This is a genomic window from Methylobacterium thuringiense, assembly GCF_022179645.1.
GTDB classification, from domain to species: domain Bacteria; phylum Pseudomonadota; class Alphaproteobacteria; order Rhizobiales; family Beijerinckiaceae; genus Methylobacterium; species Methylobacterium thuringiense.
The window spans coordinates 80243-101655 of sequence record NZ_BPRA01000007.1; the positions used below are offsets into that span (position 1 = coordinate 80243).

At 66.7% G+C, this 21413-nt stretch carries 26 protein-coding genes and 1 pseudogene; 14 read left to right on the forward strand and 13 right to left on the reverse strand.

The window, feature by feature from the left end; genetic code table 11:
* Positions 1-54: 54 nt before the first annotated feature.
* Complete coding sequence (locus tag MFF07_RS08560; protein WP_187272438.1) at positions 55-198, reverse strand: hypothetical protein; 144 nt, start codon at positions 196-198, stop codon at positions 55-57.
* Between the two features lie 41 nt (positions 199-239).
* Between MFF07_RS08560 and MFF07_RS08565 the strand changes: the two are divergent.
* A pseudogene (locus MFF07_RS08565) lies at positions 240-377 on the forward strand (IS3 family transposase); the annotation flags it as partial.
* Here MFF07_RS08565 and MFF07_RS08570 read toward each other — a convergent pair.
* The 4 genes from MFF07_RS08570 to MFF07_RS08585 form a co-directional block, all read right to left on the reverse strand.
* A complete protein-coding gene (locus MFF07_RS08570) occupies positions 322-1005 on the reverse strand; it encodes a pyridoxamine 5'-phosphate oxidase family protein (RefSeq protein ID WP_147814729.1) in 684 nt (227 codons plus the stop codon). The pseudogene MFF07_RS08565 and the gene MFF07_RS08570 sit on opposite strands and share 56 nt — an antisense overlap.
* A gap of 83 nt (positions 1006-1088) precedes the next feature.
* Complete coding sequence (locus MFF07_RS08575; RefSeq protein ID WP_147814731.1) at positions 1089-2045, reverse strand: alpha/beta fold hydrolase; 957 nt, start codon at positions 2043-2045, stop codon at positions 1089-1091.
* Positions 2046-2184: 139 nt separating this feature from the next.
* Positions 2185-3084: a LysR family transcriptional regulator gene (locus tag MFF07_RS08580; protein ID WP_147814733.1), complete on the reverse strand. Its 900-nt coding sequence runs from the start codon at positions 3082-3084 to the stop codon at positions 2185-2187.
* A 274-nt stretch (positions 3085-3358) separates the two neighbouring features.
* Positions 3359-4033, reverse strand: a complete 675-nt coding sequence (locus MFF07_RS08585; RefSeq protein ID WP_187272426.1) for a hypothetical protein — start codon at positions 4031-4033, stop codon at positions 3359-3361.
* 31 nt (positions 4034-4064) lie between these two features.
* On the opposite strand from MFF07_RS08585, the gene MFF07_RS08590 reads away from it, so the two are divergent.
* A complete protein-coding gene (locus tag MFF07_RS08590) occupies positions 4065-4418 on the forward strand; it encodes a hypothetical protein (protein ID WP_147814735.1) in 354 nt (117 codons plus the stop codon).
* A 175-nt stretch (positions 4419-4593) separates the two neighbouring features.
* Positions 4594-4992, forward strand: a complete 399-nt coding sequence (locus MFF07_RS08595; RefSeq protein WP_147814737.1) for an ABC transporter ATP-binding protein — start codon at positions 4594-4596, stop codon at positions 4990-4992.
* Positions 4993-5065: 73 nt separating this feature from the next.
* Here the strand turns inward: MFF07_RS08595 and MFF07_RS08600 are convergent, their stop codons facing one another.
* From MFF07_RS08600 to MFF07_RS08610, 3 genes are all read right to left on the reverse strand, one after another.
* The gene (locus MFF07_RS08600) at positions 5066-5707 is read right to left on the reverse strand and encodes a hypothetical protein (protein ID WP_210245121.1); all 642 of its coding nucleotides are present in this window, start codon (positions 5705-5707) and stop codon (positions 5066-5068) included.
* Complete coding sequence (locus tag MFF07_RS08605) at positions 5704-6204, reverse strand: hypothetical protein (protein ID WP_147814739.1); 501 nt, start codon at positions 6202-6204, stop codon at positions 5704-5706. The genes MFF07_RS08600 and MFF07_RS08605 overlap by 4 nt, the downstream gene beginning before the upstream one ends.
* Positions 6205-6275: 71 nt before the next feature.
* Positions 6276-6476, reverse strand: coding sequence for a hypothetical protein (locus MFF07_RS08610; protein ID WP_187272439.1), 201 nt, complete (start codon positions 6474-6476; stop codon positions 6276-6278).
* A gap of 95 nt (positions 6477-6571) precedes the next feature.
* Here MFF07_RS08610 and MFF07_RS08615 point away from each other — a divergent pair, with 95 nt between their 5' ends.
* Positions 6572-6763, forward strand: coding sequence for a hypothetical protein (locus tag MFF07_RS08615; protein ID WP_238231566.1), 192 nt, complete (start codon positions 6572-6574; stop codon positions 6761-6763).
* Positions 6764-6864: 101 nt separating this feature from the next.
* On the opposite strand, the gene MFF07_RS08620 is transcribed toward MFF07_RS08615, so the two are convergent.
* The 3 genes from MFF07_RS08620 to MFF07_RS08630 all read right to left on the reverse strand — a co-directional run bounded on the left by MFF07_RS08620 (position 6865) and on the right by MFF07_RS08630 (position 9956).
* Positions 6865-7209 (reverse strand): hypothetical protein, encoded by a 345-nt coding sequence (locus MFF07_RS08620; RefSeq protein ID WP_147814743.1) that lies wholly within the window; start codon positions 7207-7209, stop codon positions 6865-6867.
* A gap of 119 nt (positions 7210-7328) precedes the next feature.
* Positions 7329-7838, reverse strand: coding sequence for a hypothetical protein (locus MFF07_RS08625; RefSeq protein ID WP_147814745.1), 510 nt, complete (start codon positions 7836-7838; stop codon positions 7329-7331).
* Between the two features lie 6 nt (positions 7839-7844).
* Positions 7845-9956, reverse strand: coding sequence for a M48 family metalloprotease (locus tag MFF07_RS08630; protein ID WP_147814747.1), 2112 nt, complete (start codon positions 9954-9956; stop codon positions 7845-7847).
* A gap of 84 nt (positions 9957-10040) precedes the next feature.
* Here MFF07_RS08630 and MFF07_RS08635 point away from each other — a divergent pair, with 84 nt between their 5' ends.
* Positions 10041-10223 carry a hypothetical protein gene (locus tag MFF07_RS08635; protein ID WP_147814749.1) on the forward strand — a complete coding sequence of 61 codons (183 nt, stop codon included), beginning with the start codon at positions 10041-10043 and terminating at the stop codon, positions 10221-10223.
* Positions 10224-10294: 71 nt separating this feature from the next.
* On the opposite strand, the gene MFF07_RS08640 is transcribed toward MFF07_RS08635, so the two are convergent.
* Both MFF07_RS08640 and MFF07_RS08645 read right to left on the reverse strand, forming a co-directional pair.
* Positions 10295-10699, reverse strand: a complete 405-nt coding sequence (locus tag MFF07_RS08640; RefSeq protein WP_147814751.1) for a hypothetical protein — start codon at positions 10697-10699, stop codon at positions 10295-10297.
* Between the two features lie 327 nt (positions 10700-11026).
* The gene (locus tag MFF07_RS08645) at positions 11027-11377 is read right to left on the reverse strand and encodes an SPOR domain-containing protein (protein ID WP_238231568.1); all 351 of its coding nucleotides are present in this window, start codon (positions 11375-11377) and stop codon (positions 11027-11029) included.
* 345 nt (positions 11378-11722) lie between these two features.
* On the opposite strand from MFF07_RS08645, the gene MFF07_RS08650 reads away from it, so the two are divergent.
* The 9 genes from MFF07_RS08650 (at position 11723) to MFF07_RS08690 (ending at position 21383) form a co-directional block, all read left to right on the forward strand.
* Positions 11723-12247 (forward strand): cytochrome P460 family protein, encoded by a 525-nt coding sequence (locus MFF07_RS08650; protein ID WP_147814755.1) that lies wholly within the window; start codon positions 11723-11725, stop codon positions 12245-12247.
* Positions 12248-12325: 78 nt separating this feature from the next.
* A complete protein-coding gene (locus MFF07_RS08655) occupies positions 12326-13273 on the forward strand; it encodes a GlxA family transcriptional regulator (protein WP_238231571.1) in 948 nt (315 codons plus the stop codon).
* 104 nt (positions 13274-13377) lie between these two features.
* Positions 13378-13824 carry a (2Fe-2S)-binding protein gene (locus tag MFF07_RS08660; RefSeq protein WP_147814757.1) on the forward strand — a complete coding sequence of 149 codons (447 nt, stop codon included), beginning with the start codon at positions 13378-13380 and terminating at the stop codon, positions 13822-13824.
* 14 nt (positions 13825-13838) lie between these two features.
* Positions 13839-16088, forward strand: coding sequence for a xanthine dehydrogenase family protein molybdopterin-binding subunit (locus MFF07_RS08665; RefSeq protein ID WP_147814759.1), 2250 nt, complete (start codon positions 13839-13841; stop codon positions 16086-16088).
* Positions 16089-16152: 64 nt separating this feature from the next.
* Positions 16153-17157, forward strand: coding sequence for an SLAC1 anion channel family protein (locus MFF07_RS08670; RefSeq protein ID WP_147814944.1), 1005 nt, complete (start codon positions 16153-16155; stop codon positions 17155-17157).
* 151 nt (positions 17158-17308) lie between these two features.
* A complete protein-coding gene (locus tag MFF07_RS08675) occupies positions 17309-18925 on the forward strand; it encodes an FAD-dependent oxidoreductase (protein WP_147814761.1) in 1617 nt (538 codons plus the stop codon).
* A 256-nt stretch (positions 18926-19181) separates the two neighbouring features.
* Complete coding sequence (locus MFF07_RS08680) at positions 19182-20639, forward strand: helix-turn-helix transcriptional regulator (protein WP_147814763.1); 1458 nt, start codon at positions 19182-19184, stop codon at positions 20637-20639.
* Positions 20640-20737: 98 nt separating this feature from the next.
* A complete protein-coding gene (locus MFF07_RS08685; protein ID WP_147814765.1) occupies positions 20738-20899 on the forward strand; it encodes a CsbD family protein in 162 nt (53 codons plus the stop codon).
* 52 nt (positions 20900-20951) lie between these two features.
* On the forward strand, positions 20952-21383 hold the full coding sequence (locus tag MFF07_RS08690; protein ID WP_147814767.1) for a CsbD family protein: 432 nt from the start codon (positions 20952-20954) through the stop codon (positions 21381-21383).
* The last annotated feature ends 30 nt before the right edge of the window (positions 21384-21413 follow it).

A 21413-nucleotide genomic window follows, 5' to 3' on the forward strand; every position in this document is an offset into this window, starting at 1 on the left:
GCGTCATCACGAAATCGTTCCGCCAGCCACCGGCCGCCGTGCCGGTCGTTGGCTTCATGACCGTGTCAGGCCGCCACGACGACCAGTGTCTTGTTGACGAACATCCTCGATGCCGAGTTCGCGGCCGGAGCCCGAGTTCTTAATGCCGCCGGAGCGCAGCTCCGGCATCGAGCTTGTGGCGGTGTCGATGGAGACCATGCCGGTTTCGATCCGGGAGTTGGCGACGACCCGACGACGGCGTACACCGGCATGCCCGGTTGGGTTATCTCCCGCCGGCCCCGGAGGTGTTCGTGCCCGCCTCATCCGCCTGACCGGCTGCGCTCACCAGACCGGCTCGGCCGGCCAAGCGACCTGGGGAGCAAAGGCTGACCCTGCACCAACTTTGGAACCGGACCACCCCCTGGGGCTGGTCAGTTGCGCTTCGAGTTCCGCGATCCTCGCATGCAGCGGCGCGACCGCCGTCGCGATCTCGGCTTCGCTGAAACGCGGGGTGATGTGCTGCGGGCAATTCCAGTCGAAGGCCTCAACCGTCACCAGGACGAAGCGCTCGACGCGCGCTCGGTAGCTTGGCGTCGCGAGCGTGGCCGCGAGGTCCGGACGTTCGCCGCTCGCGACGACGTGGAGGCGGCCGAGCAGCTTGAGACGCCGGCGGTTCGGATAGTCCATGAAGATCATCGCCACGCGGTCGTTCGCGGCCGCATTGCCGATGGAGACATACTGACGGTTGCCCGCAAACTCGGCCCAGCCGATCGTGCGGCCGTCGATCGGCTTGACGAAGCCGATCGGTCCGCCGCGATGCTGCACATAGGGCCAACCGGTCTCCGAGACGCTGGCGAGATAGACGCTGTCGCGGTCGGCGATGAAGTTGACCTCGCGGTCGGTGAGCGCTTCCGCGGGCATCGCCGCACCGGCCGCCGCATCGGCGTAGGCCTCACGGGAGCCCATGCGGGCCTGCTCCGCCCGGACGCCCGGAGTGAAGGCGAGATCGAAGAAACGATGTCTCATGACGGATCTCCTGCATGACGGGCCCGAGCGGCTCCGAGGCCGGTCCCGTCCGGGCTCGGTCGGTCGCACGGGCCATCGCCGGTTCAGTGGGAGAGGAGGGTACGGTCGAGAAAGTCGCGCATGAGCGGTGCAATGACGTCGAGCTTGTCCTCCAGCGCGAAATGCCCGGTATCGAGCAGATGAAGCTCGGCGTCCGGCAGATCCCGCAGGTAGGGATGCGCGCCTTCGGCGGGGAAGATCGAGTCGTTCCGACCCCAGACGATCAGCGTCGGCGGTCTGTGCGCGCGGAAATATGCCTGGAAAGCCGGGTACAGCGGAACGTTCGTGCCGTAGTCGTGGAAAAGGTCCAGCTGGATGTCCTTGTTGCCAGGGCGGTCGAGGAGCGCTTGGTCGTGCCGCCAGGTGTCGGGATCGATCCGCGAGATGTCGGCGACGCCATCGACGTACTGGAACTTCGTCGTGGCGGGATCGACCAGAACCGACAGGGCTTCGCGGTTCGTCTCGGACCCGTCGGCCCAATAGGCCTTGATCGGATCCCAGAACGCCAGCAACCCCTCCTCGTAGGCGTTGCCGTTCTGGACGACGAGAGCACTGATGCGCTCGGGGTGCTTGAGGGCGAGCCGGTAGCCGACGGGTGCTCCGTAATCCATAACGTACAGGGCGTAGCGCGCCGCGCCGAGCCGATCGAGCAATGCGTCGACGAGGTCGGCATAATGCGCGAAAGTGTAGTCGAAGGCCTTGTGGTCCGGCGCGCCGCTCTTGCCGAAGCCAGGATAATCCGGCGCAATGACATGGTAGCGGTCGGCGAGAAGCGGGATCAGGTTGCGGAACATGTGCGACGAGGTCGGAAAGCCGTGAAGCAGCACGACGACGGGTGCATCGGCCGGCCCGGCCTCGCGGAAGAAGACATCGACACCGTCCACGATCGCCGTGCGATGGTGGACGATGGGGATCACCGGATGCGCCGGGCTCCGCGGCGCCGCAGCCTGCATCGCGAGGGCGGAGGCTGACAGAACGGCCGGAACGAACAGATCGGTCATCGACGTTTCTCCTCGGAACCAAGGCCGCTGCGTGATGCATCGCGGCTCGTGAGAAGGAACCTAGGCGCAGCCGGTTTTCGGGATAAGCCTATGTGTTCGGGAGCCTGCATTCCGAAAAATGGAAGGCCTGCGAAGATCCTCAGAGGGTTCCAAGGTAGGCTCTGAGCTTCGGAACGCTCCAATCGAGGAAGGCACGTACCTTGATAGGCGTCGGTCCTTGTTCCGGATGGACGAAGCTGACCGGGAGCGGCTCAGGCTCATAGCCCTCGAGGATCAACGTCAGCGCACCGGATCGGATCTCCGGCGCAACTTGGTAGGACAACACACGGGTGATGCCGAGCCCGGCCAACGCGGCATCCACGGCGGCTTCGGCGGTGTTGACGGCGAGACGGGCGCGGACCGGTACGGTGATCGTCTTGGCTCCATCTTGGAAACGCCATTCCGGTGTTGCGGGAAAGCCCTGGAAGGTCACGGCTTCGTGGCCGCTCAACGCCTGCGGTGTTGTCGGCACGCCGCGGCGCGCGAGGTAGTCCGGACTTGCGCAGACCACACGGCGGACCGAGCCGAGGCGCGTGGCCAAGAGTGCGCTGTCGGCCAGAGGGCCGATCCGCAAAGCGATATCGACATGGTCTTCGACGAGGTTCACGCTGCGATCGATCAGAAACAATCGGATATCGATCTCGGGATGCGCGGCCAGGAACGCAGTGGCGAGCGGCACGATATGTCGACGGCCGAAGACGATCGGCGCGGTAACAAATAGTTCGCCGCGGGGCGTGCTGTATTCGCCAGCCGCCGCCCGCTCGGCCTCCAGCACTTGTTCGAGGATGCGTTTGGACGCTGCGACGTAGGTCTGACCCGTCGGCGTAAGATCGATCCGGCGACTGGTTCGATTTAGAAGTCGCGTTCCGAGATGTCGTTCAAGATCGGAAATCCTGCGACTCACCGTGGTGAGGGGAAGGCGCAGCTTCCGTGACCCGGCAGAGAGACTGCCTTCCTCAATGACGGTGAGGAGGATGGACATGGCATCAAGGCGATCCAAGAAACCCTCCGTAAACCGAACGCCACTGTCGCGACCTTGAGGCCAGCAACTGGTCGAGATCTTACCCTGATGTGTTCTTTTGGGCGCCGGAACCGGACGCCCCGCTCCCGACCCAAGCCAGTCATTTACGAAGCCCTACTACAAATACTAAAGCGGACTTCCATTAACGCTGGCGAAGCGCTTTTCTGTCGGATATTGCTTCATTTCGCTGCCGCGCAGCGTGGTCTTCCCATGAATTGCCCGAGAGTTTGTATGCGTACGGCGTCAAACGTCGTCAGCGCGCGAAGTACCGGTCGGATGCCGTGTCACTCTCCGAGAGCGGTTCGAGAAGCGCGCCCTTCCGATCGATCAGGGCCCACCGACCTCCGATCATCGAGGATGGTGAACGGCCGTCGGAACGGCATCCCGTGCATACGAGCGCGACGCCCCGCCGGTTGAACGGGAAGGACCAATCGTAGGGCGTCGCGAGGGCGAGGCGCAGTCGGCGGTCGTAGAATGCCACCTTTCCCGCGTGCCAACCCCGCACGAGGCCCTGCACGTAAGGGTCGGATCCGTTGTCGAAGACGAAGACCGGCAGCGCCAGACCATCGCGTCGCACCCAGAGCCAGCCGATCTCGTCGATCGCGACCTCGGCGAGCCCGCGACGAAAGCGCATCTGCGCAATGTGGACCGGGGCGATGCGCAGCACGGCGCCGTCGCGGCGGGCGCAGTCGCGATGGAGGTCGAGTTCGGTGCGGACGAACCGGCAAGCCAGGGGATAGGCGGGAGCCGACATCGCACTGTCACGTGCGGCAAAAAACAAAGTCAAAGACATCAGCAGGACAATCACGCCCGAAGAGACGTCATAAGATCGCGACGGTGCCGATCTTCGCTGTTTTTCCGTCCCGTGCGCGGGGCACGACGCGCTTCGCTCTGATAGATGATCCGATGGCCGACCCAGAAAGAGCATCCGACTCGGATCGCAGGGGGAAGATCGACGCATGTACGTGTTCTGGCATGGTCGCGGCTATTGGGTCATCTTTCTGGCTGCGGCGGCGATGTTCCTGCCTCTGATCGTCCTGCGGCAGGTCGATGGCCCGGAGGTGGATCGCGGCGTCTGCCTCACGATGGGCCTTGCCGCCATCACGGCGCTCGGCCTCGGGCTCCGCTGGAACCGCGGCGAGACGTTCGGTCCGGCCGCCCGCGACCACGCGTTCTTCGGCATCCCGATGCAACTCTGGGCGTTGCCGATGGCGTTGTTCGCGATCCTGCTCGGGACAGGCACGATCACGACGGAAGAGGCCCCGCGGCAAAGACCGACGGCACAGCAGTTTCCCGATGGCACCGTCCGATAGAACACCGCGTCGCGTCGGATCGCTGGACGCGCGGCCGTCTCGTCGCGACGTGGACGATGGCTGCTGACGCAGATTGCAACCGACCGGCCTACGTTCTGCGGCCGCCCCTTTCTGAGGATGCTGCCATCATCGGATCGTTCCCGGAATGACGGATGAACCCTTTGCGAGAGGCTTCATGACCCTGAAACTTGACCAGTCCTCCGTCGAGGATCTCGATCTCGCGTTGCGTCTTTACAGGCGTCTGGTGTTTCGCCTGCTGGCAATACTCGTCCTCGGCTTTGGTGCCGTGATCGGTTTGTCGCATCTCGGCACCGCCCTGTCGCCGCCCTACGGCATCTACATTCTTGGTTGGGGCCTCGCGACCTGGGGACTGATTGGGCTTCTGGCCCTGATCGTTCTGGAACTCTGGTGGGAGGGCCGGCAGATTGGACGGGCGCTGAACGATCCGGGCATGCAGGCCTCGCCGATCGCCGGGTTGATGGGCGGCATCGGCGTCATCGCGGAGCGAGCACAAGCGATGGGCATGGAATGGAGCGGCTTCCTTGGACCGCTGCGCCCCGCCCGCCGTCGATAGCGTGATCGACCGAGCGCTCCAGAATGGGGTACGAGCGCTTGTCTTCCGACCGGCGAGGCCTCGGACTGCGACCTCAAGGCGCGACCACGACGAGATCATCCGCCGGCAGCCAGCCTGAAACCGTTTTCGTGCCGCCGAGATAACGCGCCCGTACCCAGCCGTCCCTGCGCTCGAGAAGCGCCACCGGGTCGTATTCGACGAGGTAGGGGCCCCGTTTCGGCGCAGGGCCGGGCTCGGGTCGAAGGACGGCGCGCTTGGTCGTCACGAGGCCAACCGCAAGCCAGTTCTCCGTGGGCTGAAGTCGACCCCGGCCGAGATCGAAAGGCTTTCCGACCATCGTGCCCGTCGCCATCATGCAGCCGCCGTGATCCTCGGCGAGCGTCAGGGCCGCCCCCTCCGGCGTGAAGGCGAGCGTGCCGGGGATGCGCTCCGGTTCGCCCGGGAACCAGGTCTCGATCTCGGCACGCGAGCCCACGAGGCTGCCCCGCATGAGGAAGATGCAGCTGAACGGCGCAGCCCCGCCCGGACCTGGCTCACCGCGGCCCTCGGAGAAGACGCCGGCCACGGACTTGCCGTTCACCGCCAGGGTCAGGCTGCCGTAGACGCCGGAGGTGGCAACCGGCTCGCCCGCCGCCACCCGGCCGCAGACGGCGAGCACGAGTGCGAGGCCGGTCGCACAGGCGATCCGCGAGCGATGTCCGATCCTGCCGATCACAGGTTTTTCTCGAGCACCTCGACCACCGCCTCGACGCGCGGCTTGACGTCGGCGGTGTTGGCGAACGGCCGCCAGTTCACGTCGAGGACCCCATCCTTGAAGGTCAGCCCCTTGGCGAAGTTCGAGGCGACCGCGGTCTTCTCGTCGTAGCGGACCCGGATCGCCTTGAGGGTCTTGCTCAGGGCGTCGCGGCCCATCTTGTCCTTGCCGACCTCTTTCAGGCCGGCGGCGAGCGGCGCGAAGATCGTCGTCCCGAAATAGGTATCGTCCGAAACATACTGGGCGTCGCCCGGGACGGTGAGCTGGTCCCAGACCACCTCGACCGGCACCGGAAAGCCTGCCGCGTCCTGGATCGCCTTCTCCAGGGCCGGGTAGCGGTCCTGCCGATAGGCGGCGATCGCTCGGCGCTCGGCGAGGCCGACGGCGGGCTCGGCCTGGACCGCCGGGACGAAGAGAAGGGTCGCCGCGGCGGCGAGAGCGTGTCGGCGTGAGAGCATTCGACGGATTCCTCGTTGGGCAATGATGGCCTGCGAATGCAGGCCTGGGGTGATCGTTCGATGACGGTCCGTCATCCCGACGTCTGCAGGCGATAGACCGTCCCGGGAGTCTCGATCGACGGATCGCCGACCCAGGCGAGCCGCATGACGCGGACGACGCTCCGGTCGATGCGGGTCGGCAGGACGGCTGCCTCCCCATCGATGGTCTGGTATGCCGACTGGCAGGCGCGATGGGAGGGTGGCCGGAATGACCGGAGGTTGGGTGCCGCCAACGTGTCTCTGCGCGCTGGTTCTCGCGCAGTTGCCTGCGTGGGCGGACCCGGGCGCGGCCGTCGAAGCGGGGCTCCCAGTCGAGGTCACGGCGTTCATGCCGCGGCGGACGGACTGCCATCACTGGACGGGCGAGGAGGCCTACGACGCAGACCGCGGGCGTGCCATCGCTGCCGCTGTGAAGGCCCTCCGCTGCGACGCCGTCGCGGCGGACGAGACGCGCATGCGGCGGCGCTACGGGCGGGATCCGGAGGCGCTGCGCAGCCTCGACCGCAGGCCCGACGGCTGATCGCGCCAACGGCCCGGTCCGGCCTCGGAGGGAAAATCGTGCTGGCCCGCGCCGCACGCTGGACGCGTGGGGTCGGCAGGCTGCGGCCGGAGCTCCCGTTATCATTGAGCCGACATCAGGTCCGAGGGGACCAGGCCCGCACTGGCGCGGACCCGCCACAGACGATCCGCAAACCAGCGTGAGACCGGGCTCGTAGCCGGCACGAGCGGCATCTCCGCGAGGCCGGAGAGCATGACCCGGTCCGGCTGCCAACGCGTGCCTCCGGCCGGTCCGGCTTCGGCGAGGAGCTGCATCATCTCGAGGTGGACCACGCCTCGGATCGCGTCGTCCGCATCGCGCAGCACGATCCAGCCCGGCGCGTCGCTGCCGCCGCCGGGCATGGCGAACATCATCGGGCGCCGGCACACCGTCAGCGTCCAGGCGTGATCGGGGCTGCGCTCCTTCAACCACGTCTCGTCGCAGGCGAGGTGTCTTTCGGGAGCAAGCAGGAAGCTCAGCAGCGCGACAACCGGGAGAGCGAGCAGGACGGCGCGAACACGGCGCCGGCGGGACGGCCCCGCAGACCTCACCCGACGGCACCGGAGGCCGGACGTCGGTTCCGGATCAGGGAGGCGAGCGCTCCGACGATGGCGGCGACGAGCGCGGCCATGAGCACGAGCAGGGTAATCGTGCGGTTCCAGAGCCTGTCGAGGCCGAGATCGGTGGTGAGCAACTCGGGACGCGCCGGGTCGACCATCACCGCGATGCTGTAGTCGCCGACATGCAAGCCCGAGAACACGTAGTTCACCCGCCGAGCCACGGTTGTGTCCGGCGTGCGCAGATTGAGCGTCACATCGCAGATATGGATCACGATCTTGGCGCTGCACTTGCCATCGCTCACCCGGGCATTCGCGGCGGGACGGGCCGCCTCGCGGACCTGCCAGTCCGTCATCAGGGGAGGCGCCGTGTAGACGGCGCAGGCCACCAGGAGGGCGCCGAGCGCCACGACGCCGAACAGCACCCAGAAGGTGTTCATCCAGCCCTGACCTTGAGGGGGCAGGCGCAGGAGCTCGGCGCGATCGGGAGATGCGGTCATGCTGCCTCAGGCGACGGGGTTCGAAGGGACGGGTGCCGGCGATGCGCCGGCATTCCTCTCGGCCAGGATCCGTCGCGCCTGCGCGGCCTGCTGATAGCGGCCGAAAAGGTCGGCCAGGTCTTGCGGCTTCATCCTCCGCGGCAGGCCGAGCGCGATCGTGACGATGCGGCGCTTCGCGTCGAGCTTGATGCCGCGCCCCCCGGGTGCCCGTTGCGGGAACGGCGCCTCCGGCGGCAGGAGCAGCCGCGTGACGATCCCGGTCTGGTTCGTCGTCAGATCGAGATCGGCGATGTCGTCCCAAGTGATCACCCGGTCGAGGCCGGGCACCGCCAGCCCACCGGGTCTCAGGATCAGGGTGACGCGCTCGCCCTGACGGAGCCGATAGGTCCCGAGACCGGCGAACAGAGCGGCGATGACGAGCGCGACCGTCGCCACGATCCAGGCCTGGCTCGGCGGAAGTCCCGGGAAGCCCACCAACAGCATCGCGAGGGCCGTGACACCGAAAAGGCCACCGGCCGCGACGAACACGAAGGCGCCGGGTCGGCTGTTCTCGCGCAGCACCTGTTCTTCGACACCGACCTCCGCCGCCGTCGTCTCGAGATGCGCGGCGAATGCCGCGTCCTGCGCCCGGACCGTGCCGAGGAAGTCGTCCGTCGCGGCCCGACACAACCCGATCGGGTCCGCGAAGTAGGCGGCCAGCTGCCCGAGCGCATGGGGCGGCGGCACTGCGCCGGCTGCGGCCAGAAGGCTCGGATCGATCGCCCGTCCGAGCGCGGCGACACGCTCGCGGGTCGTCGGATGGGTGTCCGTCGGGTGGGCCTGCTCGGTTTCCAGATGCACCGCCGGATCGTCGAGGCCGCGCGCGATCGCGCGGTCGAGTGCGGCCGCGACGAGGTCGGCCGGGCCAGAGTCCGGCGCCGCGGCCGCGGCGTCGAGCGTCGCGACGATGGACGGCTGCAGGGATCCGCTGCGCAGGAGCGCCCGCGCCGAGGCGTCTGCCGAGGTGACGACCGCACCCGCGGCGTCGGCGGCGAACTCGCGCGCCCGGCTCCAGTGCCGCACGGCGAGGTGGAAGCGCTCCATCACGAACACGCCGAGGCGCAGCGACGGCCCGAGCAGTCCGAGCGCACCCTGATGGCCCGCGGCAACCGCGTCGAGGGAGCGCGCGACTCCCGCATAGATCGGCAGAAAGCGCTGGCTGTAGGCGGTGTCGCCGCCGGCATAGTGAGCGAGTTCGTGGGCGATGATGGCTGCGGTTTCGTCGCCACGCATCAGGGCAAGATACGGCAGGGGCAGGTAGAGGATGCGACCCGTCAGCGCCTCGCCGCTCGGCGTCAGCACGGCCGGCCCGGAGCTGACGAAGTAGCCGCCGGTGACGCCGACGACGACGGCCTCGGGCTCGAGCGCCCCGAGCCGGGCGGCGAGCCCCTGGGTCAGTCGCCACAGCCCGGGTGCATCCGCGGCCGAGACGACCCGACCGTGGACCGGGAGCGGATCCGGCTCGAAAGCCGCGAGCGCGCGGCGCAGTCCCAGTACCGCGGTGCCGGCCGCCACGATGGCGGCCCCGGCTGCGACGGCGGCAAGCATAAGCAGCTTGATCTCGCCGCCGCCGAGCCCGGGATGAACCAGCATGCCGGTTTCGAAGATCACAACGGCGACGAAGCCCGCTGTCGCTAGAAGAATTTGGGCCGCCAGCACCGGCGGAAGCAGCCGGCGCACGAGCGAGAAGCCCCGGACCAGCGTTTCGCGGGAGGCCTGCCCCACCCATCCCAGGCCGGCTCCGGCGACCAGGACGAGAACGGACAGCATCGCTGCGAGACCGCCCGCCACCACGGCGATCGGCGGCAGGACACGGCGCCAGTCCATCAGCGTCGTCATGGTCCCGGCTTCGTCGCGTGCCGCACGCGCCTGATCGAGGGCGAGCGGACCGGCATAGGTCTGGCCGTTGCGACGGAACTGCATGCGGAAGTCGATGCGCCCGTCGCGCGGTACCCGTGCCTCCAGATCGGCGACAACCCCTGCCAGACGCGACCGCTCGGCGTCGAAGGCCGCCCAGTCGTCGGAGCCGCGCTGCCCCTCCCAGAGGCCGAGCAGCATGAACGCGAGCGGCAGCAGCACGGTGGCCGCGACGAGGCCTGCGATGGCGCGCGGGCGCGAAGGCGGACGCGTGGACTGGGAAATCGGTCGTCTCCAGGAGCGCGCATGGATCAGCGCCAGTACGGCGCGTGGAACGGCGGGATCACCGAAGATCTGCCGGACGCCATTCCAGATATTTTTGGACGCAACTCGGGCGTGTCTCGTCCGGCGGTTGCACTTCTAACGATGGCAAAGGGTGCGTCAACCCGACGCGATGGAGCGATCAAGTCGCGAGTTCTGAGACCGTGAGCTCAGCCCGTTCAAGCGTAGATGCCTGTGAAGCTCACGTTCGCACCGCCGCGGGCATTGTTGTCCCACACCTACAGATACGGGCCGCACCGCCACATCCGCACCCGGCAGCCGTCGGGTCCGCCTTCCGCATAGGGCAAAGTCTTGTCGTCGGTCCCCATCGTAAAGGCGAGGATGCCTTTTTCGGGACGTGCCGTGCCCACCACCTCGCCGGTGTGGATTGAGGCACCGGAGCGAAGGCGCGCGGCAGACATTCCCCAAGTCGCATCGCCTTTAACGCCGACGGCTTTTCCGCCGGCAGGCGCAATGGTCACGTCCTGTTCCGGCCCGACCCAGTGCCCGACGAAAGCCATCGGCGCCGGCGCTTCCTCAGGCAGGGGGACCAGCGTTGCGTTCGGCAACCAGCCGATCGTCGTTATGCCCTTCGCGCTGGTGAAGGCGGCACAGGTAAAGCTGCCCTGGGTCGGGCCCGTCATTACCGCGCGCCCAATGTGAGATAGGCGCGTCCGTGGCAGGAGATGCTCGAACTCGGCCAGCCCGTCTCGAGCACCTCATCCTCGAGGATATAGGTATGTGCCGCATCCGTCTTCACGGCAGACGCTCGGGCATCGTCCCGAACGACGTCCGACAAGACGCAACCGGCGCGTGCGGCTGGCGCGGCAAGGACGAGCGCGATCGCGACGAGGCGCGTTGTCCAGCCACGCCAAGGTCCTCTCGTCGTCATACCCACCCCCTCACGTTCGAGATTGTTTTCGCGCAGCGTGTCGATCCACAAAGGCTGCGGACCGGCGATCGCGGGGTGCTTATTCACCGAGGTACCGGCCCCTGCGGACATAAATGTTCGGAACGCAAACGCGCAGGCGAGCGAGATCGGTCTCTGCCGCAGCCCGCGTGGCGTAGCCGCCTACCGCCACCACATCGAAACCTTCGTTGAAGCCTGCGAACTTGCCAGAGAAATCGTTGAACGGCTGAAATCCGCACCTTTTCACGGCTTCCGAAGCGCGCCGTACCGCCTCGTACTGCACCTGAGCGTAATCCGGGTTCGAGAACGAACCGGCGACGATCCAGTACGGACCCGCCGGCGACGCTGCCTGACCGGAAGAGATCAGGAGGGGGATGAGCAGTCCGATCGGCCACGCGCGCAAGTCCGTCATCCATCGTGACGATTGGTCGAAGTCATAATGATATCCCGGCCACTGGCCGTCTCAGCGGTCCTCCTAAACCGGCACCCTCACGAAACTGATCCGCCTCGGCAGCACGTCGGTGGGTCTATCAGCTCAAAAATCGCTGTTCGGCCGCTTCCGTCGTTTCACCGCCTGAAAGCGGACCGGCAGAAATCCACACAACCAAGCCGTTCACCATCGCTGCTGTGCGCCATGAGCGAAAGTTGGCCGCATGCCTGCGCGCGGACGTTTCGACTTCCACGAACCCTTTGCAAAATCTGTGACTACCAAATTATCCTGGGTCTTGGTACATTCGTACGACAGGGGGAGGGCATCATGTATATTTCATATGTCAAAGCCACGCTGTGCGCATCAGCCGTGTTCATTGTGGCGTCCGTTGCGATTGCTCAAGGACTCGACGCAGAAACCGAACCGGGCCGTATTTCCGAGCTGCCAGAAGGATACAGGAGCTTCGAGCTCATCAGCGTTGCACATGAAGCCGGATCTCTGAACGATATCCGTGCTATATTAGGTAACGATATAGCAATGTCGGCTTATAGATCCGGCAAGCGACCGTTCCCGGATGGTTCCGTGATCGTTCGACTAGCTTATAAATATGTATCGTCCGAGCAAAATAATGAAGTATTTGGGCAACAGCAATCATTTATCGCTGGCGATCCGACCAACATACAGGTAGATGCAAAAGACAGTAAAAAGTGGCCGACAACTGGCGGATGGGGGTTTGGGCAGTTCGTCAATGGCAAGTCCGATCCAAATTCGCAGTCTGTCCAGACCTGTTTTGCCTGCCACAATCGATTAGACTCCCCGCGCGATTTGGTATTTACTAATTACGCGCCTTAAACCCTAAATCGGGGACCGCCCCGTTGAACTCTGGTAGTCTCGCCGAGTACTCGCGAGACCGGACGCAGGGAGAAGGCCGTGCTGACCATCGGCGTTCTAGCGATCCCCGAGCTGAAGCTGATGTCGCTCTCGGCCATGGCGGTGTTTCAGGTTGCGAACAACGTTGCGGGCGAACCCGTCTACGATCTGCACCTCATCTCCGAAGCGGGCGGTCCGGTTCAGACGAATGCGGGCTTTGCCGTGATGACCGAATCGCCTGGCGAGGCGGCGTTCGACACCCTCATCGTCGGAGCCTCCACGGGCGCGGGGGCGGGCTCGCCGATCCTCCTCGCGTTCGTGTGCCGGGTAGCCGAGCAGGCGCGGCGTGTCGCATCCTTCTGTCGGGGCAGCTTCGTGCTGGCGGAGGCGGGCCTTCTCGCGGGTCGTCGGGTCACGGCCCATTGGCGCGACAATGCGGAGCTGGCGGCGCGCTTTCCCGACCTGCGGGTGGAAACCGACCAGCTCTACGTTCGGGACGGGGCGATCTGGACCTCTGCCGGCATGACGGCCTCCATCGACATGGCCCTGGCGCTGGTCGAAGACGACCTCGGGCCGGGGGCGGCCCGCGAGGTCGCCCGCCGGATGCTCCTCGATCGACGCCGCTCCGGCGGTCAGCCGCAGGCCTCCAGCCTCCTGGACCTGGAGCCGAAATCCGATCGGGTTCAGCGGGCCTTCGCGTTCGCGCGCGGCCATCTGCGGGAACCGCTTAGCGTGGCCCGCCTCGCCGAGGCTGCCCACCTCTCCCCCCGGCAGTTCAACCGGGCGGTCCAGGCAGAGTTCGGCCTTTCGCCGGCCAAGGTGATCGAGCGCCTGCGAGCCGATGCTGCTCGTGTTCTGCTGGTGCGGAGCCGGCACTCCCTCGATGTGGTCGCCACAGAATCCGGATTTGCCGACCGGGAGCGGATGCGCCGCGCCTTCCTCCGGATCTACGGGCAGACCCCGCAGGGGATCCGGCAGGGACTACTGCGAGCCAGGTACGCCGCATGAAGCCGCCGCATGTCCGAAAACGCTGCGTTTATGACGTTTGCGACCGCGCCGGCCAGACTTATCCATAATGCAGTGCGGGGCGAACCTCTCGGAGGAATGCGGCCATGGTGAATCTGACGGTCAATGGCCGGCCACATGCTGTCGAGGCCGAACCCGATACGCCGCTCCTTTTCGTCCTGCGTGACACCCTTGGGCTGAGCGGCACCAAGTATGGCTGCGGCATCGGACAGTGCGGCGCCTGTACGGTTCTCCTCGACGGACAAGCGACGCGCTCCTGTCAGATCCCGCTGGAGAGCGTTGGGACGCAGAGCGTCACCACCATCGAGGCGATCGAGCAGGATCCGGTAGGCGCCAGGGTCGTCGCGGCCTGGATCGGCATCGAGGTGCCGCAATGCGGCTACTGCCAGTCGGGCCAGGTCATGGCGGCGACCGGCCTCCTGAAAGGAACACCGAAGCCGACCGAGGACGATATCGCCTCGGCGATGACCAATCTCTGCCGCTGCGGCACCTATAACGCGATCGCTGCCGCCGTGCGGCAAGCCGCGGTCTGAGGGGAGACGGCGCCATGAACGACCTCACGCCCTCCCGGCCGACCGCCGGCCGCCGCGAGCCCATCCGCAACCTGTCGCGGCGAAACTTCCTCGGTGCCACCGCCGGCGCCCTCGTGCTCGGCGTCAACCTTGGTCCCGAACCCGTCGGTGCCGGGGAGCGGCCCGAGGGCTCGGCCGCCATCGCGCCCAAGCCCGGCACGCGGGTCGCGGCCTTCCTGGAGATGCGGTCCGACGGTACGGTGCGCCTGCTGAGCCCCTTCGTGGAGGGCGGCCAAGGCATCAATACCGGCCTGGCTCAGACCATCGGCGAGGAGTTCGACCTCGACCCGGCGCGCTTTGCCGTCGAATGCGCGCCGCCCGGCCCCGATTACGCCGTCGTCAACGGCCTGCGCATGACGGGGGGAAGCTTCTCCACCCGTTCCAGCTACGCGGCCATGCGGCGCCTGGGCGCCACGGCCCGCGAGATGATGCTGCGCTCAGCGGCGGCCAAGCTCGGCGTCCCGCAGGGTCAGCTCAGCACCGATGACGGCCGGGTGATCCACGCCGCTTCCGGCCGGTCGCTCGGCTACGGCGAACTCGCCTCCGCTGCGCTCGCCCTCCAGCCAAGGGACGACGTGCCGCTGAAGGACCCCGAGAGCTTTCGGTGGATCGGAAAGCCGGTCGCGCGGCTCGACATGCGGGACAAGTCCACGGGCCGCGCGGTCTACGCGATCGACATCCGCCTCGACGGAATGCTCCACGCGGCGATCCGGCACGCTCCGCATCTCGGCACGGAGCCCGAGACCATCGCCAACGAGAAGGACATTCGTGCGATGGCCGGGATCGACTCGGTGCATCGCCTGCCTGGCGCGGTGGCGGTCGTGGCGGATTCTTGGTGGCGGGCGCGCAAGGGCGCGGAGGCGCTGCAGGTGACTTGGACGAGCCCCGCTGAGGACGGGGTCGCCACGGTTTCCAAATCCTTCTCGTCGGCCGCGATGCTCGCAGCCCTGAAATCCACGACGGAACCGGGCGTCGCCGCCGAGCAGGAGGGCGACGTCGCGGGCGCCTTCGCCGCGGCGGCGAAAGTCATCGAGGCGGAATACGATGCGCCCTACCTCGCGCATGCCCAGCTCGAGCCCCCCTCGGCCATCGCCCGGTTCGAGGCAGACGGCAGCCTCGATCTCTGGGTGCCCAACCAGATGCCGGAACTGTTCCAACAGGTCGCGGCCGGCACGGCTGGAGTTCAGCCGGCGCAGGTGCGCATCCACTCGCCGATGCTCGGCGGCTTCTTCGGGCGCCACTTCTACTACGGACCCGCCAATCCGTTTCCACAGGCGATCCTGCTCGCAAAGGCGACCGGACGCCCGGTCCGGGTGCTGTGGTCGCGCGAGGAGGAGTTCGGCATGGATGCGGTGCGTCCCCTGAGCTTCGCCCGATTCCGCGCCGCTCTCGGGAGCGACGGGATGCCGGTCGCTCTGCAAACGACGGCGGTGGGCGAAGGGCCTATCGGACGCTGGTTCGGTGCCCTGTTCAAGTCGCCGGTGGATTCGTCTGTCGTTGAAGGTCTCGACAAGAAACCCTACGCTATCCCAAACCGGCGCCTCGATTATGTGAAGGTGCCGCACCCGGTCACGATCGCCTTCTGGCGCTCTGTCGGGCATTCGATGAACGACTTCTTCTACGAGAGCTTCCTCGACGAGATCGCGGCCGCCGGAGCCAAGGACCCGTTCGCGCTCCGCATGGCGCTTCTGAAGGACAGTCCGCGCCACCGGACCCTGCTCCGGGCCGTCGCCGATCTGGCCGGTGGTTGGAAAGGCGGGACGTTCCAGGCGGCGGACGGCACGCGTCGGGCGCGCGGCGTCTCCATGGCCTCGCCCTTCGGTTCAGAGACGGCAACCATTGCCGAAGTCTCGCTGAAGGACGGCGAGGCGCGAGTGCATGACCTCTGGATCGCCATCGATCCGGGCAGCGTGGTCAACCCCGCCATCGTCAAGCGGCAGGTGGAGGGCGCGGCCGCCCTTGGACTCTCCTCGACGCTCCTGGAGCAGGTCGTCTACGAGGACGGGCAGCGTCAGGCGCGCAACTTCGATGCCTATCCCATTCTCGACCGCGAGCGCATGCCGCGCGTCCACGTCGCCATCGTCGAGAGCGGGGCGCCGATGGGGGGGATCGGTGAACCGGGGCTGCCGGGCGTACCCCCGGCCGTGGTCAACGCCGTCGCCACGCTGACGGGGCAGCGCATCCGCAGCCTGCCACTCGCGAAGACCCGGCTGTCCGGTGCCTGATCCCGATCGCCTCGCCTCGGATGTCCCCCCCGGGTGCCCCCATGGTGAAAGCGCGGCGATGACGATGCCTGTTGCCGGAGACGACCTGCGGCTCGCCTCCGCGGCGCGCAAACCCCTGTTCGATTACCTACCGGTGAGCTTGTTCGGCTCCGTGATGGGACTGACGGGGCTCGGCATCGGATGGCGGCTGGCAAGCGCCCGGTATGGTCTGCCCGGGGTCATCGGCTATGGGATCGGCTGGAGCGCGCTCGCCGTATTCGGCCTCCTGGCAGTGGCTTACGGCGCCAAGGCGGTGACCGCGTGGACGAGCGTCCAGAGCGAGTTCCGGCACCCGATCGCGGGGAACCTCTTCGGGACGGTGCTCATCAGCCTGCTCCTGCTACCCTTCGTGCTCCAGCCACTCAGCCCGTTGCTGGCGGTGGCGGCCTGGTTGCTCGGCGCCGGCGGGATGATCCTGTTCGCCTTCCTGATCGTCAGCCGCTGGATGGGCAGCCGGCACCAGCTCGCCCACGCGACGCCGGCCTGGATCGTGCCGGTGGTCGGCCTTCTCGACGTGCCACTGGCGGGGCCGGCGCTCGGACTGCCGCACACCCAGACCCTGATTATGTTCTCATTGAGCATCGGGTTGTTCTTTGCGGTCCCCCTCTTCACCCTGGTTTTTGCCCGGCTCGTATTCGAGGAGCCCCTGGTCCCGGCCCAGCGGCCGACTCTGATGATCCTCGTGGCCCCCTTCGCGGTCGGTTTCTCCAGCTATGTCGCGACGTTCGGCCGAGTCGACGCTTTCGCGGAGGCCCTTTTCTTCATCGCCCTGTTCGTCTTCGCCGTGCTTGTAGGCCGACTGCGCGATCTGCCGCGGTGCTGCCCGTTCCGGATCTCGTGGTGGGCTGTGAGTTTCCCGATCGCCGCCATGGCGGTAGCAGCGTTGCGTTATGCCGGGCATGCTCAGGCAATCGCTGCGGATGCGCTGGCGCTGCTGTTGCTCGGCCTTGCCACGGTGATCGTCGTCGGTCTCGCGATGCGCACGCTCGTCGGCATTGCCCGGGGCGAACTTCGTCAACTCGCCGGTTGATCCACGTACTCCGTCGGCCGGCGAACGCGGAGGAGACTATTCGAGGGCCGATGCGCAGGCGGACCAGTGTGGTACCCGTCGCAAGATCGCGCGTCTTGCCGGACGAAGACGCGCGATCGATGCTGTGTCTAATCGGACGATGGGGGAAGACATGGAAACCATCGGCCGCGACCTTCGCGAGATGCAGCGCGTACCCCTGGCCGCCGCGCATGTTGCCGCGCTCCGGGCCCTCGGTGCCGAGCGGCTCTATCCAGCCGGGACGTTCCTTGCCCGCGCCGGCGAGCCGGCCGACCGCTTCGTCTACGTCATCGAGGGCGAGATCGAAGTGGTGAACCCCTTCACCGACGAGCGTCATCTTCCCTCGACCCTTGGGCCGACGCAGTTCATGGGTGAAATCGCGTTCCTGAACGGTGGCAACTGGTCGATGCCCATGCGGGCGGTCACGGAGACCCGCGTCATCGAGGTGCCGCGGGCCGACATGCTGCGGCTGATGTCCGAAATCCCCGAAATGTCGGACATCGTCATCACGGTGCTGGCGGCGCGGCGGCGGCGGCAGCTCGATTCGCGCGACGGCACGCTGGTGCTCATCGGCGAGGATGACGACCGGGCCGTCCGGCGGATCGCGGAATTCGCGAGCCGCAACCGCTTCCCTTACCGATCCTACGCGCTTGGCACCCCGGAAGCGGGAGCCATCGCGGAAAGCTGTGCGATTTCCTCCGGTCGGCCGGCCGTGATCTTCGGCCGGGACATCGTCGTGACGGACCCGACCCCCGACAAGGTCGCGCAGCTGCTCGGCCTGAACTACAACCTCGTCGACGACGAGGCTTTCGACGTGCTCATCGTCGGCGGCGGCCCCGCCGGCGTGGCAGCCGGCGTCTATGCCGGGGCGGAGGGGCTCCGCGCCCTGGTGATCGAGGATCTCGCGATCGGCGGTCAGGCCGGCACGTCCAGCCGCATCGAGAACTACATGGGTTTCCCGACCGGCATCTCCGGCGCCGACCTCGTTTGGCGCGGTGAGGTTCAGGCGATGAAGTTCGGGACCCGGTTCGCGATGCCGCGGCGGGTGGTGAAGCTGGAACGGCTCGAAGACGACGCCTTCTGTGCAACATTCGACAACGACCAACGTGTTCGCGGACGCGCGGTCATCGCCGCGACCGGCGTGCAGTACCGACGATTGCCGATCGATCGCCTAGAGGCCTTCGAGGGCGCGGGCGTCTATTACGCCGCGACGGAAATCGAGGCGCGCTACTGCAAGAACACCGAGACGATCATCATCGGCGGCGGCAACTCGGCCGGGCAGGCGGCAATGTTCCTCAGCCGCTCGGCGGGCCATGTGCGCCTCCTGGTGCGCGGACAATCCCTCGCCGCCTCGATGTCCAGCTACCTATCGAGCCGACTCGCAGCGGAATCTGCGATCACGATCGAATACGGGGCCGAGGTGACCGCCCTACAGGGTGAGGATCATCTCGAAGCGGTGACGATCCGCAATGTCGCCGACGGCACTCAGCGCACGGTCTCGACTTGCGCCCTGTTCGTGATGGTGGGTGCCGCACCCAACACCGGCTGGCTCTCCGGCCTCGCCAAACTCGATGCCCACGGATTCGTACTGACCGGAGACGCGATCGGAGAGACATCGCCCTACGCCGCTTCGCATCCCGGAATTTTCGCAGTAGGCGATGTGCGCGCCAATTCCGTCAAGCGCGTCGCATCCTCGGTGGGCGAGGGATCGGTCGTGGTCTCCAAGGTCTGGGATCACCTCAATCGGTGATCGTTTGTGCTCACCTGTCAGCGAACGTCTGACCCGTCCAACGTCCGACTAAGAAGACGCTGAGCCCCCTGCGGCATGCGCCTCTCGATGCAGCGTCGGCTTCCAATTCGCACTCGTTGTGGGCGGAAGGGGCGAAGGATCGAGATCACAGCCGTAGTACGTAGCCACTAGATTCTTTTCAGCTTGGCCGGAACTCGTTTGCGCACAATCCGTTCATGGTGCGTCGCCACATCGGGGACGAGGAGCGGCAATACCCGTGACGGCCACCGTCGACAGGCACGAACTCCGGCAGATCATCGCCGGCCTTAGCGAGGGCGTGATCCTGGTCGAGCCCGACCAGTCGATCACCTACGCCAACGGGGCCGCGCTCGCGATGCACGGGGCCGCCTCGCTCGACGACCTCGGCGAGACCGTCGACGCTTACCGCGAGCGGTTCGCCCTGCGCTACCGCAACAACCATGCTCCCAACCACTATCCGATGGAGCGTGTCGTCTCGGGCGAGACGTTTCATGACGTGATCGTGGAGGTGAAACGTCCGGATCGCGGGGACGTCGACTTCGTCCATTCCCTTCGTAGCCTTGTGGCCACGGACCGCGACGGTCAGCCGAGTTGCCTCGCCCTGATCCTCAAGGACGTCTCCGACCAGTTCGAGGCCGAGGAGCGCTTCGAGAAAACCTTCAATGCCAATCCGGCGCCGGCCGTCATCTGCCGGCTTTCCGACCTGCGGCACGTGAAGGTGAACATCGGTTTTCTGGAGATGACCGGCTACACCCGCGACGCCGTGCTCGGGCGCAGCGTCTACGAGGTCGACGTCCTCGCCGGCGCCAAGAACCGCGAGCTTGCGATCTCTCGCCTCAACGAAGGGGGCACCATCCCGCAGATGGAGGCGTGCCTGGACCTGCCGGACGGCGGAACCCGCTTCGTCATCGTGGCCGGCCAGCCGATGGAGCTCGGTGACGAGCCGTGCATGCTGTTCACCTTCGCCGACCTCGATCTGCGCCGGAAGGCGGAGACGGCCCTTCGGCAGAGCGAGCAGCGCTTCGCCACGGCGTTCCGGCTCACGCCAGTGCCGACGATCCTGGCCCGCGCCGACGGCTTCGTCGTGACCGGGATCAACGAGGCGTTCACCCGCGTTTTCGGAGGGGGCCAGGATCGGGTCGTAGGGCGAACTCCCGCGGAACTCGGCCTTTGGGTCGAGGATGCGGCCCGGAAAAAATTCGAGGAAACGGTGAGCCGGATCGGCTTCGTGCACGGGTTGGAGACCTGCCTGCGGCACGAGAACGGAACGGCGCTGGATTGCCTCGTCTCGGCCGAGCGGGTCGAGATCGGCGAGGAGACGTTCGTGCTCCTGGTCCTGCAGGACATCACCGAGCGGAAGCGGTCGGAACGGGATCTGTTCGGCGCCATCGAGGCGGTGATGGCCGACACCTCGTGGTTCAGTCGCGGGCTGATCGAAAAGCTGGCGAACCTGCGCCATCCCACCGGCAACGCCGACGACGCGGCTCAGCCGAGCCTTACCCTTCGGGAACGTCAGATCCTCGACCTGATTTGTTCGGGCCTCGACGACGATGCCATCGCGAAGAGGCTCGGTGTCAGTCGCAACACCGTCCGCAATCATGCGGCCGCACTCTACCGCAAGCTCGACGTCCACAAGCGGGCGGACGCCATCGTGTGGGGGCGCGAGCACGGCTTCCCTACAAGTAAGTTTCGTTGATTGTACTAGGAAACCAGTAAAACTGCATCATTGAAGCACGCGTTGCGGATGCCACCTGAGAGCCGGCGAACTTTTCGCCCAGGAACTCGGAGACATCCATGAGCGAGCACCCCGCCAAGACGTCTGCCGAGCAACTGAGGGGCTCGGTGAAGGAAGCCATCGGAAAGCTGACCGGCGACGTCCGGGTCCAGGCCGAGGGCAAGGCGCAGAAGCAATCACCGAAGTTCGACGGGAAACCCGGGACCGCGCGTCGGTCGTAGCTCGGGTCGAACGGCGCACACGCACGTAACAGAATTGAATTGGACGAACGACATGGTCGATACGGATAGGGTGACGGGTGCCGTCAAGGAGCTTGCAGGCAAGGCGCGGGGCGCGGTGGGCGACCTCGTGGGCTCCGACAGGGACTCGGTCGAGGGTCGCGCGCGCCAGGTGCAGGGCACGGCTGAGCGGGTCTACGGCGAGGGTAAGGATGCCGTTCGCCAGACGGCAAACCGCGCCGCCGATGTCGGCGAGGATCTTCGGGACAGCGCCGAGAGCTACTATGGCCGCGCCGAAGAGTCCGTCCGCAACGCCGCCGACGAGGCGTACCACTATGCCGAGGACGCCTACGACAACAGCGGCCGCTACCTGAGCCAGGGCCGTCGCGTCGTCGCGCAGCAGGTCGAGGAAAGCCCGCTGACCTCCCTTCTGATCGCCGGCGCCGTCGGCCTCGGCATCGGCCTCCTCATCAATTCCCGTCGCTAAGTCCCTTCACTGAGTCCCTTCGCCGTCGCG